The 15,896-nt window shown below is 71.9% G+C and carries 13 protein-coding genes and 1 pseudogene; 6 read left to right on the top strand and 8 right to left on the bottom strand.

Going from position 1 to position 15,896, the window contains the following annotated elements; translation table 11 throughout:
- Positions 1–191 precede the first annotated feature (191 nt).
- A complete protein-coding gene (locus AB0A61_RS13800) occupies positions 192–1,766 on the top strand; it encodes a hypothetical protein (protein WP_361291069.1) in 1,575 nt (524 codons plus the stop codon).
- Here the strand turns inward: AB0A61_RS13800 and AB0A61_RS13795 are convergent.
- The 3 genes from AB0A61_RS13795 to AB0A61_RS13785 are packed head-to-tail and all read right to left on the bottom strand — an operon-like array spanning position 1,752 to position 3,297.
- Positions 1,752–2,480: a phosphatase PAP2 family protein gene (locus AB0A61_RS13795; protein WP_361291066.1), complete on the bottom strand. Its 729-nt coding sequence runs from the start codon at positions 2,478–2,480 to the stop codon at positions 1,752–1,754. The two genes, AB0A61_RS13800 and AB0A61_RS13795, sit on opposite strands and share 15 nt — an antisense overlap.
- The gene (locus AB0A61_RS13790; protein ID WP_361291064.1) at positions 2,477–2,632 is read right to left on the bottom strand and encodes a hypothetical protein; all 156 of its coding nucleotides are present in this window, start codon (positions 2,630–2,632) and stop codon (positions 2,477–2,479) included. The genes AB0A61_RS13795 and AB0A61_RS13790 overlap by 4 nt, the downstream gene beginning before the upstream one ends.
- Positions 2,629–3,297 (bottom strand): DedA family protein, encoded by a 669-nt coding sequence (locus AB0A61_RS13785; protein ID WP_361291062.1) that lies wholly within the window; start codon positions 3,295–3,297, stop codon positions 2,629–2,631. Before AB0A61_RS13785 ends, AB0A61_RS13790 begins: the two co-directional genes overlap by 4 nt.
- 341 nt (positions 3,298–3,638) lie before the next feature.
- On the opposite strand from AB0A61_RS13785, the gene efeU reads away from it, so the two are divergent.
- Together efeU and efeB are read left to right on the top strand one after the other, a co-directional pair.
- The gene (gene efeU, locus AB0A61_RS13780) at positions 3,639–5,744 is read left to right on the top strand and encodes an iron uptake transporter permease EfeU (RefSeq protein WP_361291059.1); all 2,106 of its coding nucleotides are present in this window, start codon (positions 3,639–3,641) and stop codon (positions 5,742–5,744) included.
- A gap of 62 nt (positions 5,745–5,806) precedes the next feature.
- Positions 5,807–7,087 carry an iron uptake transporter deferrochelatase/peroxidase subunit gene (gene efeB / locus AB0A61_RS13775; protein WP_361291533.1) on the top strand — a complete coding sequence of 427 codons (1,281 nt, stop codon included), beginning with the start codon at positions 5,807–5,809 and terminating at the stop codon, positions 7,085–7,087.
- A 349-nt stretch (positions 7,088–7,436) separates the two neighbouring features.
- Here efeB and AB0A61_RS13770 read toward each other — a convergent pair whose 3' ends face one another.
- Both AB0A61_RS13770 and AB0A61_RS13765 read right to left on the bottom strand, forming a co-directional pair.
- Positions 7,437–8,396, bottom strand: a complete 960-nt coding sequence (locus tag AB0A61_RS13770; protein ID WP_361291056.1) for a hypothetical protein — start codon at positions 8,394–8,396, stop codon at positions 7,437–7,439.
- Between the two features lie 11 nt (positions 8,397–8,407).
- Positions 8,408–9,880 carry an APC family permease gene (locus AB0A61_RS13765; RefSeq protein WP_361291053.1) on the bottom strand — a complete coding sequence of 491 codons (1,473 nt, stop codon included), beginning with the start codon at positions 9,878–9,880 and terminating at the stop codon, positions 8,408–8,410.
- 311 nt (positions 9,881–10,191) lie between these two features.
- Here AB0A61_RS13765 and AB0A61_RS13760 point away from each other — a divergent pair.
- Positions 10,192–10,446: pseudogene (locus tag AB0A61_RS13760) on the top strand (DUF5709 domain-containing protein); the annotation flags it as partial.
- 42 nt (positions 10,447–10,488) lie between these two features.
- Here the strand turns inward: AB0A61_RS13760 and sthA are convergent.
- Positions 10,489–11,892 (bottom strand): Si-specific NAD(P)(+) transhydrogenase, encoded by a 1,404-nt coding sequence (gene sthA, locus AB0A61_RS13755; RefSeq protein ID WP_361291050.1) that lies wholly within the window; start codon positions 11,890–11,892, stop codon positions 10,489–10,491.
- A 391-nt stretch (positions 11,893–12,283) separates the two neighbouring features.
- Positions 12,284–12,487, bottom strand: coding sequence for a hypothetical protein (locus AB0A61_RS13750; RefSeq protein WP_361291047.1), 204 nt, complete (start codon positions 12,485–12,487; stop codon positions 12,284–12,286).
- A gap of 253 nt (positions 12,488–12,740) precedes the next feature.
- On the opposite strand from AB0A61_RS13750, the gene AB0A61_RS13745 reads away from it, so the two are divergent.
- Positions 12,741–14,585: a glycoside hydrolase family 15 protein gene (locus AB0A61_RS13745; RefSeq protein WP_361291044.1), complete on the top strand. Its 1,845-nt coding sequence runs from the start codon at positions 12,741–12,743 to the stop codon at positions 14,583–14,585.
- Between the two features lie 120 nt (positions 14,586–14,705).
- The gene (locus tag AB0A61_RS13740) at positions 14,706–14,942 is read left to right on the top strand and encodes a hypothetical protein (protein WP_361291041.1); all 237 of its coding nucleotides are present in this window, start codon (positions 14,706–14,708) and stop codon (positions 14,940–14,942) included.
- Between the two features lie 97 nt (positions 14,943–15,039).
- Here AB0A61_RS13740 and AB0A61_RS13735 read toward each other — a convergent pair whose 3' ends face one another.
- Entirely contained in the window at positions 15,040–15,882 is an 843-nt protein-coding gene (locus AB0A61_RS13735) for a chitosanase (protein WP_361291038.1), read from the bottom strand.
- Positions 15,883–15,896 lie beyond the last annotated feature (14 nt).

Here is a 15,896-nt window from a genome sequence, read left to right as displayed (position 1 = left end):
GGCGTCTGGCGGTATCAGACCCGCCGGACCCGCACGGGTGCGGGTTATTTTGTCCGTGACTTCCCTGATATCCGATTGCGGCGTCCGGCCTGACGGCGTCCGGCCCGACGACGTCCTACCTGACTCCTGCCGTCACCCCTACGGGCTGTGGGGTGTCAGAACCCTACATCGTGTAGGGGTGAGGGGTGGAGATGCCAGACAGCGCGAACGCCATACTCACCGGGGCCCGGCGCCCCGGCCCAGCGCGCGCGTCCGGCCGCGCGACCCGCGTCCGCGGCGACGGACTCCTCGCCCTGGTGGCGCTTGCCTTCATCCTGGCCCAGCTGCTCGTCGTACGCCCGGGCATGGGCCTCGGCTGGGACGAGACCGTCTATGTGAGCCAGGTCAGTGCCCACGCCCCGGCGGCCTTCTTCAGCGCCCCGCGTGCCCGCGGCGTGTCGCTGCTCGTGGCGCCGATCGCCTCCTGGTCCTCGTCCACCGCGCTGCTGCGCGTCTACCTCGCGCTGCTGTCCGGCCTCGCGCTCTACCTGGCACTGCGTGTGTGGCGAGGGATGTTCCCCTCCCGCGTCCTGGCCCTGGCCGGCGCCCTGTTCGCCTCCTTGTGGGTGACTCTGTTCTACGGCCCCCAGGCCATGCCCAACTACTGGGTCGCCGTCGGCGCCCTCGTCTGTGCGGGCTGCTTCCTGCGGGCCCGTGCGCACCGGGACGACCACGCGGCCCTGTGGGGTCTGGTCGGCGGCACCGCGCTCATGGCGTGGATGCGGCCCATGGACGCGGTGTGGGCGGCCCTTCCGCTGCTCGCGCTCGCGATGTGGAAGCGTCACTGGCTGCCGCTCGCCGCGCTGCTCGCCGGGCTGGTCGCCGGAGCCGCCGAGTGGGTGATCGAGGCCTATGTCGGTTACGGCGGACTGCTGCGGCGGCTGTCCGACGGCTCCGCCGTACAGGGCGGCCTGGGCTGGCACGTCGCGGTGGCCGACCAGCTGCGCAGCCTGGGCGGTCGGACCCTGTGCCGCCCGTGCACCGGGTCGATGCCGAACCCGGTGGTCACCGCCTGGTGGTACACCCTGCCGCTGCTCGCCCTGCTGGGCCTGCTGGTGGCCCGCCGCGGCCGACGGGCGACGCCCACACTGGTGGCGCTGGCCTGCGCTGCCACGGCCGCCTTCCCGTACCTGTTCATGATCGGATACGCGGCGCCCCGCTTCCTGCTGCCCCCCTACGCGCTGCTCGCCATCCCGGTCGCCGACGCACTGCTCCACCTGGTCGCGGCACCGGGCCGCAGATGGCGCCCGCTGGTGGTGTCCCTGGTCGCGCTGGGGCTGGCCGGACACCTAGCGGTCCAGTACGCCGTCCTCGCCGCCACCGTGCACCGCACCACCGCCGACCGGCGTGCCTGGGACCGTACGGCCGCCGAACTGCACCGCCTCGGCGTGCGCCCACCCTGCCTGCTGGCCGGTGACGAGGCCCTCCCCATCGCCTTCTACACCGGCTGCGGCTCCGCCGCGACCGCCGGCCCCAACGCCAACACCACCGAGGCCGCCATCGCACGTACCGCACGACGCATACCGGTCGCCTGCCTCACCCCGGCGAACGGCACGCCACCCCCGTACGCCCGCGCCTGGCCCTCCCACCTGGTCGGCCACAAACGCCTGTACGTCGCGCCGACGGCGCGGAAGGGCACCCGCGCATCGACGGCGCGGAAGGGCACCCGCGCATCGACGGCGCAGCAGGGTGCCCGCGCCCGACCCAGCACGTCACGCAGGGCGTGATCGTCCTCGACCGCCGGGATCTCCGGGCGAGTGTTCCCGCACCGGCCCCCCGGCCGACGTCGTCAGGTCGGCCACGAGACGGGTGGGCAGCCACCAGGCCGCCGCGCACAGACACACCCCGAGCCAGCCGACCGCGAACAGCCAGCCGCCCACCACGTCGGTGAACCAGTGCACCCCGAGATACACCCGGGTCAGTCCCACCAGCCCGGCCCAGCAGCCGGCCACCAGGCAGATCGCCGTCCGCCCGCGCGGCAGGCGCAGCAGCGTCGCCAGGATCACCAGCCCGGCGGCCATGGCCGAGGTGGTGGTGTGCCCGGACGGGAAGGCCCAGCCCGAGGCCTGCGCCTCCCAGTACTGCTGCGGCGGGCGGGGGCGCGCGACCACCTCCATCACGCCGTACCGCACGGCCTGGCCCGCGGCGAGACAGGCCAGGCCCAGGGCCGCCGCCAGGATCCGCAGGCGTGCCGTACGGGCCAGGAGGGTCCCGGCCAACGCCACGAGGACATAGGGGACGACACCGGTTCCGGTCGCGGTCAGCCCGCGGGCCACGGCCACCGCCACATCGGGCCGGTGGCCCACCGACCAGGACAGCAGGTCCTCGTCCAGGGACAGCGGGCCGCCGTGGCCGCCCACGACCAGGCCGAGCACCGTGAACGCCGCCCAGGCACCGAGCCCGGCGCTGCCCGTGAGGTCGGCGGTGTCCTTGCGCCTCATGACATCAGCAGCGGCCGCAGCCGGGTGGCGGTGAGGCGCCGGGCCGGACCGCCGGGCGCGGGCGCCGCCGGGGCCGGGGAGCGGCGGGCCGGGTCCACCAGGTCGAGGCACGCAAGACCGTCGATCGAGGAACCCGTGAGGACAGGAGTCATCCGCGTGCCTCCTTGGCCTTGGCGGCCCGGCGGGAGCGGAGCACCTCGGTGAGGAGCGGGATCAGCGACACGAGGGCGATCACGGCGACCACGGGCAGCAGGTACTTGTCGACATTGGGGATCGACGAGCCGAGCGCGTACCCGGCGAGGGTGAGACCGATGCTCCAGACGAGGCCGCCCAGGACCTGCCACATGGTGAAGGTCCGCGGCGGCACGCCGAGCGCGCCCGCCATCGGGTTGAGCACGGTCCGTACCACCGGCACGAACCGGGCCAGGACGATCGCCTTCGCGAACCCGTACCGCTCCAGGAGTTCCTCGGCACGCTGGGCGCCCTCGCGCAGACGCTGCGAGCGGCTGCGGGCGAGCAGGGCGCCGCCCGCCTTGCGGCCCAGCAGATAGCCGCACTGCGAGCCCGCGAGGGCGCCGACCGCGGCGGCGACCAGCAGCGGTCCGAGCGACAGCTTGACCGCGTGGTCGCCCGTGCCCGTGCACAGCAGCCCCGCCGTGAACAGCAGCGAGTCGCCGGGCAGGAAGAAGCCGATGAGCAGTCCTGTCTCGGCGAACATCACCACGCCGACGCCGAGCACGCCGAAGGCGGCCAGCAGCGACTGGGCGTCCAGCACGTTGACAGCGAGCTGCGACGACAGGTGCAGGGGTGCGATCATCGTCGCGGCCCTTTCCGTCGGTCGGCGGACGCGGGAAGCGGCGCCCGGCGAGTGACTACAGATCTGTAGACCGTCTACTGAACTGTAGACGATATCGGTTCGCGCACCGTTCTCGGATCGGCCCGACGGGTGAATCCCGGTCGGCGCCGAGTTCTCCGAGCCCTCCGGGTTCTCCGGGTGGGGGCGGTCGCACTCCCGTGCTTCGAGTTTTACCTCCCCATGACCAATTCATGACCAGTCGACTGCACGGCTGTCGTCATGATGGGTCGCGAAGTAAGGCATGCCTTCTCTAACTCGGGCCTAGGGTGGCCGGGGCGGCATGCCGGGGAGGGCCGCACCGCATGTGGGACGACGCGTTTCCGAGCTTCCTGATCGGACTGCGAGAGGGGCTCGAAGCCGGACTCATCGTCTCCATTCTGGTCGCCACCCTGGTGCGGGCCGATGCGAAGTCGCGGCTGCCGCAGGTGTGGACCGGTGTCCTCGCGGCGGTCGCCCTCGCCATGAGCTTCGGCGCGGTCCTCACCTTCACCGCGGCCTCCCTCTCCGCGACCGCGCAGGAGGCGTTCGGCGGCACGCTCAGCGTGGTGGCCGTCGCGTTCGTCACCGCCATGGTGTTCTGGATGCGCCGCTCGGCGCGCAGCCTCTCCGGCGAGATCAAGGAGAAGGTCACCGGCGCGCTCGCCATGGGCGCGGGCATGCTGATCGTGACCTCCTTCCTCGCAGTGGGCCGCGAGGGCCTGGAGACCGCACTGTTCCTGTGGACCACCGCGCGTGCGGCCGGTGAGTCCGCGGGGCCGCTGACGGGCGCCGGGATCGGCCTGGTCCTCGCGGCCGGCCTGTGCTGGGGCCTGTACCGCCGGGTGCTGAAGATCAACCTGACGAAGTTCTTCACCGCCACCGGCGCCGTCCTGATCGTGATCGCGGCCGGCGTCCTGGGCTATGGTCTGCGCGACCTCCAGGAGGGCGGGGTACTGCCCGGCAAGGCCGCGTACGCCGTCGATCTGAGCGGCAGCGTCGACGCGGGCTCCTGGTACAGCACCCTCGTCCAGGGCGTGTTCAACCTGACCCCGACCATGACCTGGCTCCAGGCCCTCGGCTACGTCACCTACCTCGCCGTCGTCATGACTCTGTTCGTCCGCGGAGTGCGCGCGACGGCGCCCGCGCAGCAGGCCGCGGCCGCCGACGCGGCGGAGACGAAGGGCAAGGCGGAGACGAAGGGCAAGGCGGAGACGAAGGGCAAGGCGAAGGCGAACGGCGCTGCATCGGCGGCGACGGCGGCCGTGTCGCGTCGGCGCCCCGCCTGGGTCGTCCCCGTCGCCGTCGTCGCGGTGCCCGCGGTGGTGGCCGGGCTGGCCGTCGCCCTCGGCCGTCCCAAGCCCGCCGGGGCGCAGACCGTCGCGGTCTCCCAGACGGAGTGCGGCAAGGGCTTCACCGCCCCCAAGCCGGGACGGCAGACCTTCCAGATGCACAACACCGGGTCCAAGACGTCCGAGGTGTACCTCGTCGACCCGGTCACCAACGCGGTCTACGGCGAGATCGAGGGCCTGGCCCCCGGCACCACCCGCGACCTGGTCGCCACCGTCGCGGGCGGCACCTACGCCTGGCGCTGCGTGCCCACCGGCGGCTCGGCCGTCACCTCCAAGTCCGTGCGGGTCAGCGGCGGGGGAGGGGCCAAGGCGGTCGTCCCCGTGTCCGAGCGCGACCTCGCCACCCCGCTGCAGCAGTACAAGCAGTACGTCGACCAGGGTCTGGCCACCCTCGTCGGCCAGACCCGCAAGCTGAACGACGACATCCAGGGCGGCAACCTCGACGTCGCCCGCACCGACTGGCTGACCGCCCACCGCACCTACGCCTCCCTCGGCGCCGCCTACGGCACCTTCGAGGACTTCGACCAGAAGATCAACGGCAGGCCGGACGGCCTGGCCCAAGGCGTGCAGGACAAGGACTTCACCGGCTTCCACCGGATCGAGTACGGCCTGTGGCACGGTCAGTCGGCGGACCAGCTCAAGGACTTCGCCCGCCGGCTCGCCGACGACACCGACGGCCTGCGCAAGGCATTCCCCGGCCAGGACTTCGACCCGGGCGACCTGCCGCTGCGGGCGCACGAGATCCTGGAGAACACCCTCCAGTTCGAGCTGACCGGCCACACCGACCAGGGCAGCGGCACCGAGCTGGCCACCACCGACGCCAACCTCACCGGTACCCGCGAGCTGCTCACCGTACTGAAGCCGCTGCTCACCACCCGCGCGCCGCACCTGCTGCCCACGGTCGACGCGGACACGGCCCGGCTGCAGAAGCTGCTCGACTCGGCCCACCAGGGCGACTCCTGGACGCCGGTGGACCGGCTCGACGAGACCACCAGGGCACGGCTGAACGGTGCCACCGGGCAGCTCCTGGAGGACCTCGCTCCCATTCCGGACCTGCTGGAGATCCGGAAGTCCGCCTGATGACCGCGCAGCGCGCCGAGACGACACGCCCCGAGTACGTACGCACCGAAGGGAACCGCACCATGCCGTCCGCCGAAACGCCCGCCTTCCAGGGCGGCTGTCCCGCCGGTGCCGGCCGCCGCTCCTTCGTGAAGACGGCCCTGGGAGCCGGAGCCGCGGGAGCGGTCCTGGCCGGCGGCGGCTTCGCCCTCAGCCAGAGCGACCTCACCGAGGCCCACGCCGCGGACGCCACCGATGCCGCCAAGATCCCCTTCCACGGCGTCCACCAGGCCGGCATCACCACTGCGGCCCCGGCCGCCGCCACCTTCGTCTCCTTCGACGTCATCGCCGACAGCCGCGAGGAACTCGCCGGCCTGTTCCGCACGATCACCGAACGGGCACGGTTCCTGACCGCCGGCGGCACCCCCGCCGACCTGGGCGTCGGCGCTCCGCCCTCCGACAGCGGCATCCTCGGCCCCGAGGTCCCGGCCGACGCGCTCACCGTCACCGTCGGCGTCGGAGCCTCCCTCTTCGACGACCGCTACGGCCTCGCCAAGGCCCGGCCGGCCCGCCTCACGCCGATGCGGACGTTCCCCAACGACAACCTGAACGCGGCCGAGTGCCACGGTGACCTGTCCCTGCAGATCTGCGCGAACCGGCAGGACACGGTGCTGCACGCGCTGCGCGACATAGCCCGGCACACCCGCGGCGCCATGCAGATCAAGTGGCGCGTCGACGGCTTCCAGAACACCCCGCGCCCCTCCGGCGCCCAGCGCAACCTCCTCGGATTCAAGGACGGCATCGCCAACCCGGACGTGGCCTCGGCCCGGGAGATGAGCCGCCTGGTCTGGGTGGGCGCCGGCCAGGGCGAGCCGGCCTGGGCGACCGGCGGCAGCTACCAGGTCGTCCGGATCATCCGCATGCTGGTGGAGTTCTGGGACCGGGTCTCGCTGACCGAGCAGGAGAAGATGTTCGGCCGCCGCAAGGACACCGGCGCCCCGCTGGACGGCGCCAAGGAGACCGACGTCCCGAACTACGCCAAGGACCCGCACGGCACGGCGATCCCGATGGACGCCCACATAAGGCTCGCCAACCCGCGCACCGCCGCCACCGACAGCTCCCGCATCCTGCGTCGCGGCTACAACTACGACCGCGGCGTCGACAACGTCGGGAACCTGGACATGGGCCTCGTCTTCTGCTCCTACCAGCAGGACGTGCGCCGGCAGTTCGAGGCCACCCAGACCCGGCTGATCGACGAACCCCTCGTCGACTACATATCCCCGACGGGCGGCGGCTACTTCTTCGCCCTGCCGGGCGTGCGGAACTCCTCCGACTGGTTCGGCCGCGGCCTGCTGGCCGCCTGACCCGGCGGTCCTCGACCGGCGGCACACCACCGGGCCGGGGACTTTCCCCGTCCGTGGTCAAGACCGGTCACGGGCTTTACTGCACATGACTTGCATGTACGGGAACTTGGCACAGGGCTGTGTGCCGCAGCCGCCTGCACGACATTCCCAAGGCAGCACCCTCCCGGTGACGGCCGCCCCTATCTCCACTCCGCACCTCCCCGCCCGGGCCCCGGCGAAGACCTCGGCCCGGCACCGCGTCCGCGGCTCCATGACGCGGCAGGAGTGGATCAGGGTCGGTGGGATGGCCGCCCTCGTGCTCGCCCTGCACGTGATCGGGTTCCGCCGAGCCGTCGCCCGGCGCACCCGTTCACGCCCGCAGACCCAACTCCTTGCGCCACCTGACCAGTTGCCTCGCCGGATCCCCGGTGTACGACCACGGCGTTCGCGTGACCCGGCGGCCCAGCATCCGCAGCAGGGCGGCGGCGACCTCGTCCGCGCCCGCGTAACAGGCCGCGTGCGCCAGGTAGTTGAGGTCCCGCAGCGCCACGGGGGTCACGGCGGCGTCCCCGCGGCCCAGGACCCAGCGCTGCCAGGTGCGCCGTACGTCGCTGACCGCGCCGTCGTGGTCCCAGTGCTGCCCCAGACCCATGGCGGCGTGCTGCCCCTTCGCGCCGTCCAGGACGTACCGGAACTCCTCGACCCGGGCGTACTGCACCAGCACCGGCAGCGCACAGCCGGGCGGCGCCACTCCGGCGGCATCCCGGGCGAAGTCGTACATCAGGCCGTGCGTTCCGTGCCACCGTGCGGAGTAGTAGTGCAGCACCTGCAGGTGACCCTCGACGCTGTAGCGGTCCCGCCCGTGCAACTCGTCCCACCACCGGGCCAGTTCCTGCCGCCGCACCCCCGCCGGATACAACCGGCCCACGGAGATCAGCGAGATCCACGGCGTGGGGTCCTCGGGGCAGGCGTCGGCGGCCTGCAGACAGGCCAGCACCGTGGCATCGAGACGGTCCTGCGCGATGGGCACGCCCCGGCCGGCGGCGATGGCCAGGGTGAAGGCCCGTGCCGTCTCCGTCGCCGCCCGCAGCACCAGCGCGTCGGTACTGTGCGGTTCGGCCGCCAGCCACGACTCCACGGTCGAACTGCCCGCGCACGCCTGCGCGAGGAGCCGGATCCGGTGGCCCCGCAGCGGCCAGTCGGACCCGGTGTCCCGCAGCAGGTCCCGCAGGCCCTGCCAGCGGCCGATGACGATGTCGTGGCGGGCGGCGCTGAGCGGCGCGTCCCCGCAGTCGGGGTCGAAGTCGGGTGTGTAGCGGTCTCGCGCCATCGGGGGCTTCCTCAGAAGTCGGTGGGAAGGCCCTCGTGCGACCGCGGCTGTGCACCGGTCGAGCCCCCGGGGACGTAGTCGGCCGCCACGGTGCGGGTGGCGTCCAGTTTCGCCGGCCGGTAGTAGTCGCTGCCCTGCCGCCAGTACCACAGCATCGGCACCAGTCCGACGGCGAGCCCGCCGATGCCGATCGCCACCGCGGCGGGGCTCAGCCGGCCCAGTGACTCGACGAAGATCCAGAACATGAACAGGGCGCCGAGCAGCGGCCACAGCCCGCCCAGCACGAAGTTGGCCGCGGACTTCAGCAGCAGCTTGCGGTAGGCGACCACCACCGCGAGGCCCGCCAGCCCGTAGTAGACCGCGATCTGCAGACCGATCGCGGAGATGGCGTCGGAGAGGATGTCGCCCACCGTGCCCAGCGCGTTGGAGGCGATGAACATCGCGAGCGCCACCGCGCCGACCACCGTGATGGCCACCCACGGCGTGTTCCAGGTGCGGTGCACCCGGCCCAGCGCGGACGGCATCGTACGGTCGCGGCCCATCGCGAACAGCGAGCGCGTGACCTGGATGAGGGTGGTCTCCAGGGTGGCGATCGTGGACAGCATCACCGACACGACCAGCAGCTTGCCGCCCCAGCCCGGCCAGACCGCCTCGCCGAGCACGGCCAGTACGTTCGCGTTGTTGTCCTGGATCTGCTGCGCGGAGAGGATGACGTTCACCGCGATGGTGAACACCTCGAACAGCAGGAACACGATGCCGACGCCGATCAGGCCCGCCAGTCCCGTGGTGCGGCGGCTGTTGCGGGTCTCCTCGCTGAGGTTGCTGGTGACGTCCCAGCCCCAGAAGTAGAACGCGGCGATGAGCGCTCCCGAGGCGAACCCGGACACTCCGCCGAAGTGGCTGAAGCCCAGCCAGGACCAGTCGAAGGCACGGGCGTTGTCCGAGTGGAAGAGGGCGAGTACCGCGAACAGCGCCAGGACGGCGAGCTCGACGCCTGACATCACCAGTTGCGCCCGCACGGTGAGCCGGGCGCCGCCGAGCACCACCAGCAGCATGATCACGAACCATGCGGCGCCGACCACCGTGGACAGGGCCGTGTCGCCCGCGAGCCGGACGTCGAACAGGGCGAGGGTCATCGACCCGGCGGGCAGTGAGCCGGCCACCATGAAGATGGTCGCCGAGATCACCAGCGCCCAGCCGCTGATGAAGCCCAGGAAGGGGTGCAGCGTCCGCCCCACCCACGAGTAGCTGGCGCCCGCGTTCACGTCGATGCGGCTGAGGTAGCTGAACGCGAGCGCGATGCCCAGCATGGGTATCGCGCAGTACAGCAGGGCCGCCGGGCCGGCCAGTCCCACCGCGCCGACCAGTACCGCCGTGGTGGCCGCCAGCGAGTACGCCGGGGCGCTGCCCGCCACGGCCATCACCACGGTGTCGAACGTTCCGAGGACGCCTGCCTGCAGCCCTCTGCCCCTGCTGTTGCTCATGGATGCGCTGCTTTCCGTCGTGCACGACGCAGGAGCCCGGGCGGCCCCGACGACGTAGGGGGTTGGGGGGTGGCGCCGGCGCGGACGGGCCCGGGGGGTGGCCCTGGGCCGGGCGCCGGAAGAGAAAGGGGTGGTCGACACCGGGGTGGACGCCGTCGAACCGCTGCGTCGGCGGACGGTCACACCGTGTGTGTGGGTGTGATGATAGCCGTGCTGGTTGTCCGTTCAAGGGTGACCGGAGGGTAATTCTCCGCTTGCTGTCCGGAGTTCGAACGGTGTATCCGCCAAGCATGTTGATTGAGGCGGGCGTAGGCGACGGCGTGGGCGACCTCCCCGGCGGCGAGGGCGAGACGGTCGACCCGGAGGCGGGGGAGCATCGCTCCGGCCGCCTGGTGGCCCCGGACGAGGGAGCGCACGCCGACACCACCAAGGAGGAGGTCGCGTCCGACAAGGGCATCGACGGGGGAGCCGCCAGTGCCGAGGAGGCCGCCGTCCACATCACCGACGACGACTTCTCGCCGCCCCGGGACGACCCGCTGCCACCGCCGGAGGACCCCCTGGCGTGACCCCGGCGCAGGTGCGCCGGGGTGGGCCGGGAGTGCGCGGGCTCAGTCGCGCAGCCGGTCGATCTGCCGGAGCCTGTTCGTCGCGTCCAGGGCGGCGACCTTGTACGACTCGGCGAGCGTCGGGTAGTTGAACACCGCGTCGACGAGATAGTCGACGGTGCCGCCGCAGCCCATCACCGTCTGTCCGATGTGGATGAGCTCGGTGGCCCCGGTGCCGAAGCAGTGCACTCCGAGCAGGGTGCGGTCCTCGGGCGACACCAGCAGCTTGAGCATGCCGTGCGAGTCGCCGACGATCTGCCCGCGCGCCAGCTCCCGGTAGCGGGAGACGCCCACCTCGAACGGCACCTGGTCCGCGGTGAGCTGGTCCTCGGTGCGCCCCACGAAGCTGATCTCGGGAATCGTGTAGATCCCGATCGGCTGCAGCTGGTGCATCCGGCCCACGGGCTCCCCGCAGGCGTGGTACGCCGCCGCGCGCCCCTGCTCCATGGAGGTCGCCGCCAGTGCCGGGTAGCCGATGACGTCGCCGACCGCGTAGATGTGCGGCACCTGCGTGCGATAGTGCTCGTCGACCGCGATCCGCCCGCGCGCGTCGGCCGTCAACCCGGCCTTGTCCAGGTCGAGTTCGTCGGTCAGCCCCTGCCGGCCGGCCGAGTACATCACGGCGTCGGCCGGTATCTTCTTGCCGCTGGCCAGCACGGTGAGGGTGCCGTGCGGATGCCGCTCGACCGCGGCGACGGTCTCCCCGAACCGGAAGGTGACGGCGAGGTCACGCAGGTGGTAGCGGAGCGATTCGACGACCTCGACGTCGCACATGTCGAGCATGCCGGGCCGCTTCTCGACCACCGTCACCCTGCTGCCGAGCGCGGCGAACATGGAGGCGTACTCCATGCCGATGACCCCGGCGCCGACGATGACCATGGACCGCGGCACCTGTTCGAGCGCGAGGACGTTGTCGGAGTCCATGATGGTGCGCCCGTCGAACTCCACGCTGCCGGGCCGGGCGGGGCGGGTGCCGGTCGCGATGACGATGCGGTCGGCGCTCAACACCCGCTCCTCGCCGGTCGCTTCGCGCAGCGTGATGGTGTGGTCGTCGACGAAGCGCCCGGTCCCGGCGAACAGGGACACCTGGTTTCGGGAGAGCTGGCTGCGGATGACGTCGACCTCGCGGCCGACCACGTGCTGGGTGCGCGCGGTCAGATCGGCGACGGTGATGTCCTCCTTCAGCCGGTAGCTCTGCCCGTACAGGTCGCGCTGGGTGAGCCCGGTGAGGTAGAGCACCGCCTCGCGCAGGGTCTTGGAGGGGAGGGTGCCGGTGTGGATGGAGACCCCGCCGACCATGTCGGGGCGGTCGACGACGGCAACCCGGCGGCCGAGCTTGGCCGCCGCTATGGCGGCCTTCTGGCCGCCGGGTCCGGATCCGATCACGAGCACGTCGAAGTCGGGCACCCTCGGGAGTCTGACAGCTCGAGGGTCCCGTCCGGAAGGGACCGGAGCCAAGATCCGGTCCCGCAACCGCGGTGGGCCGCTCCCAGCCGACACCACCTGGCCCTGCCATCGAACTCCCGCCCGTCCCGCGGGGTCGTGCACGCCCGCCCCCGCGGGGCCATGCACGCTCCCCGCGCCCGGTGTCGTTCGCGCGGGCGGTGCCCGACGCGGGGCCCGCCCTCCGGGCGGACGACGGGAGCTCGACGACAGGGCTCAGATCCTGTCGTCAAATGCCCGTCCGCCTCACGCCGCCATGCACGCTCGCCCAAGCTCTCGCCTTCGCTCGAGCAGGCGGACCCCATGACGCCGCGAGGCCGCCCTCCGGGCGACGACGGGCATTTGACGACACGACCTAGGGCAGCAGCTTCTCGATCGCGGCCGGTCCTTCCGCGGCCAGCTTGCGCCGGGCCCACTCGAGGTTCTTCGGGGTGAGGTCCCGTCCCGCGGCCAGCACCAGGTCGTCCGGCCCCACGGTGCCGGGATGTGTGTGGAGCATGCTGTCCGGGGTGGCGCGGTCCGGGGACGGACGGGATGCTTCGGGTTCTGACGTCGTCATGTCTCCTCCTCGGGCCCCGGGTCCTCCTGTGAGAACTGAGCGCCCCGCCGGCGCCCGCGCGGCGAGACCGGGGCCTTGTACCCACCATTGCCCGACCGGGCCCGCCGTGCATCCGGAAGGGGGAACGACACCGGGTGCCACGGTCGCCGCCCGGGCTGGGTGTAGGGGTACCTGCTCCTGCGGCCGGGAAACCCCCGGAGCCGCGTCGCCCCTAAGCTGGAAGCTGTCCGCGTGTCCGGACCGGGAGGCCGCCATGGTCGACATCCAGACGGGACAGACCCCACCGTCCGCGCCCCGCTACCTTCCGGTCGCCGATCACGGTCTGATCGGCGACCTGCGCACCGTCGCTCTGGTCGGTACCGACGGCACGATCGACTGGTACTGCTGCCCCTGCTTCGACGCCCCCAGCGTCTTCGCCTCGATCCTGGACGCGGAGCGGGGCGGCCGCTTCGAGCTCGCCGCCACCGAGGGGGCGCGGACCAAGCAGTTCTACTTCCCCGACACCAACGTGCTGATCACCCGGTTCTTCACCGAGGACGGCGTCGGGGAGGTGCAGGACTTCATGCCGGTGAACGCGAACGCCACGGGGCCCACAGAGGCCGAACGGCACCGGCTCATCCGCCGGGTGCTGTGCGTGCGGGGAACTCTTCCGTTCCGTGTCCGGGTCGCCCCGCGGTTCGACTACGGCGCCGCTCCGCACACCGTGCGCATGGAGGGGTGCGTGGCCGTGTTCGAGTCCGCGGACCTCTGCCTCGCGCTGACGGCCACGGTCGGCCTGGAGACCGACGGCACGGACCTGTGGGGGGACTTCAAGCTCGCCGAGGGCGAGTCCGCCGTGTTCGCGCTCGACCAGGTCGGCGGCGATGTGGCCCCGCGCCGGTGTGCCCGGGCCGAGGCGGAGGAGGAGTTCTGCGCCACGGTCGACTACTGGCGGCGCTGGCTGCACGCCTCCCGCTACCGCGGCCGCTGGCGGGAGATGGTGCACCGCTCCGCGCTCACCCTGAAGCTGCTCACCTACGCTCCGACCGGCGCCATCGTGGCCGCGCCCACCACGAGCCTGCCCGAACAGCTGGGCGGCGAGCGCAACTGGGACTACCGCTACGTTTGGGTCCGGGACGCCGCCTTCGCCGTCTACGCACTGCTCCGGCTCGGCTTCACCGGCGAGGCCGAGGCGTTCATGAGCTTCCTGACCCGGCACATCAGCCCGGGCGACGGCAAGGCGTCCGGGCCGCTGCAGATCATGTACGGCATCGACGGCCGTGCCGAGCTGCCCGAACGCGAACTGCGTCACCTGGAGGGACACCAGGGTTCCGCCCCGGTCCGGGTCGGCAACGCGGCCGCCGACCAGCTCCAGCTCGACATCTACGGCGCCCTGATCGACTCGATCTACCTCTACGACAAGTGGGCCCAGCCGATCTCCAGCGGCCACTGGGACGACGTGTGCGGATTGGTGGACTGGGTCTGCGAGCACTGGGACCAGCCCGACGAGGGCGTGTGGGAGACCCGCGGGGGCCGCCGGAACTTCCTGTACTCCCGCCTGATGTGCTGGGTGGCCATCGAACGCGCCATCCGGCTGGCCAACCGCCGCGGCCTGCCCGCCGACCTGCCGCGCTGGCGGCAGGGCCGGGACGCGATCTACCGCCGCATCATGGACCACGGCTGGTCCGCCCGGCGGCAGGCGTTCGTCCAGTACGAGCACGGCGACGTCCTCGACGCCGCGCTGCTGATGATGCCGCTGGCGAAGTTCATCGCGCCCACCGACCCCAAGTGGCTCTCCACCCTCGACGCCCTGACCGAGGACCTGGTCTCCGACTCCCTCGTCTACCGCTACGACCCGCAGGCCAGCCCCGACGGACTGCGCGGCGACGAGGGGACGTTCTCCATCTGCTCCTTCTGGTACGTCGAGGCCCTCACCCGGGCCGGACGGCTGGACGAGGCCCGGCTCGCCTTCGAGAAGATGCTCACCTACGCCAACCACCTGGGCCTGTACGCCGAGGAGATCAGCCACACCGGTGAGCAGCAGGGCAACTTCCCGCAGGCCTTCACCCACCTGTCCCTGATCAGCGCCGCCTACAACCTCGACCGGGCCCTCGGCTGACGCAGGCGGGCGGCGGGTGGCTGTTCCGGCCCGTTGGCGCAGGTGGAGTGTGCGCCGCGGGCCGGCGGGTACTCGGCGCGGCAGTACCACCGTTGAGGAACCACCGAGGAGGAGGTCCGCATGACCAGCGGTACCGAGACCGGTGACGTCACCGGCACGCGGGACAAGGACTACAACCTCATCTGGTACGTCGAGGCGTGCCTGAGCAACGCCCTGCGGCTGGAGCAGTACATCCAGGATGCCGAGCGCGACAAGGACAACGAGGTCGCGGAGCTCTTCCGCAAGGCCCAGTCGGACAGCAGGAAGGGCGCGGAGTTCGGCAAGCAGCTCCTGCGCTCCCGCCTGAACGGCGGCTGACGGCACGCGTAACGGGCCGGCCCGGGTCCCGAGAGGGGAGCGAAACCCGGGCCGGCCCGTGGTGTGCCCGGGGGGCCGTGCGGCGCAGGCGCCGTGGTCAGCCGATGTGGTAGCTGTCCCCGTACACCTTCCAGTCCAGCGGCGGGTTCAGGTCGAGGTTGTGCTGGCGCAGGAAGACCCGCTGCTCGGTGTCCACCCGGCTCGTGTCGCTGTGGGCCTCCTCCTGCTTCATGGCCCACACCCGCGCGTCCAGGAAGGCGTTGAGGTACGTCACCTCGTCGCCGCCCTGGGCCGGCGGCTTGGCGGTGCGCAGGGCCCGCTTGCGGATGTTGGGGAAGCTGGTCGGGTCGTCACCGTCGCCGTGCATGACGAGGGCGTCGTAGTAGGTGAACTGGCCGAGGGCACGGAGCCCGTCCGCCTTGCCCTGCTGCACTGCCGGGTTGAAGTAGACGCGGTCCCGCTCGTCGTTCTGCGCCTGCTGGAAGGCCGTGTCCTGCGCCGCCTTGCCCCAGTCCTTGGGGAAGTTCGGGTCCAGGCCCTCGTGCGAGTCCGAGCCGTTGACCCGCCGCAGCGCCGGCAGGTACTTGGCCAGCACGTTGCCCGGCTTGCGGTTGGTGTAGAGCTGGACCAGGTCGAGCATGTCGCCCGTGCCGGAACAGAAGCCGATGATGCCCGCGGTGTAGCCGCGGCCGTCGCCGATGTCCTCGATGTACTTGTACTGCGCCTTCCAGTCGAGCGAGGAGTTCTCCGCGCTCGACACCAGCTGCATGGCGATCTCCTTCTTCGCCGGGTCGTCCAGTCCCGCGGCGGCCGCCGGGGCCCCGGATGCCAGCGGGGCGTTCAGCAGGGGGACGGTGGCCAGGGAGGCGCCGAGAAGAATGAGGGCCGTGCGGCGGGAGGTGCCGCCACGGGTCGCTGCGTCGGTGTTCGGGTGCACCACGGGGTCTCCAAGTC

Origin of the sequence: Streptomyces sp. NPDC046197 (assembly GCF_040646295.1) — a bacterium.
In the GTDB taxonomy this organism is placed as follows: domain Bacteria; phylum Actinomycetota; class Actinomycetes; order Streptomycetales; family Streptomycetaceae; genus Streptomyces.
Note: the sequence above shows the minus strand (reverse complement) of the source record. Positions and strands in the feature narration are given on the sequence as shown.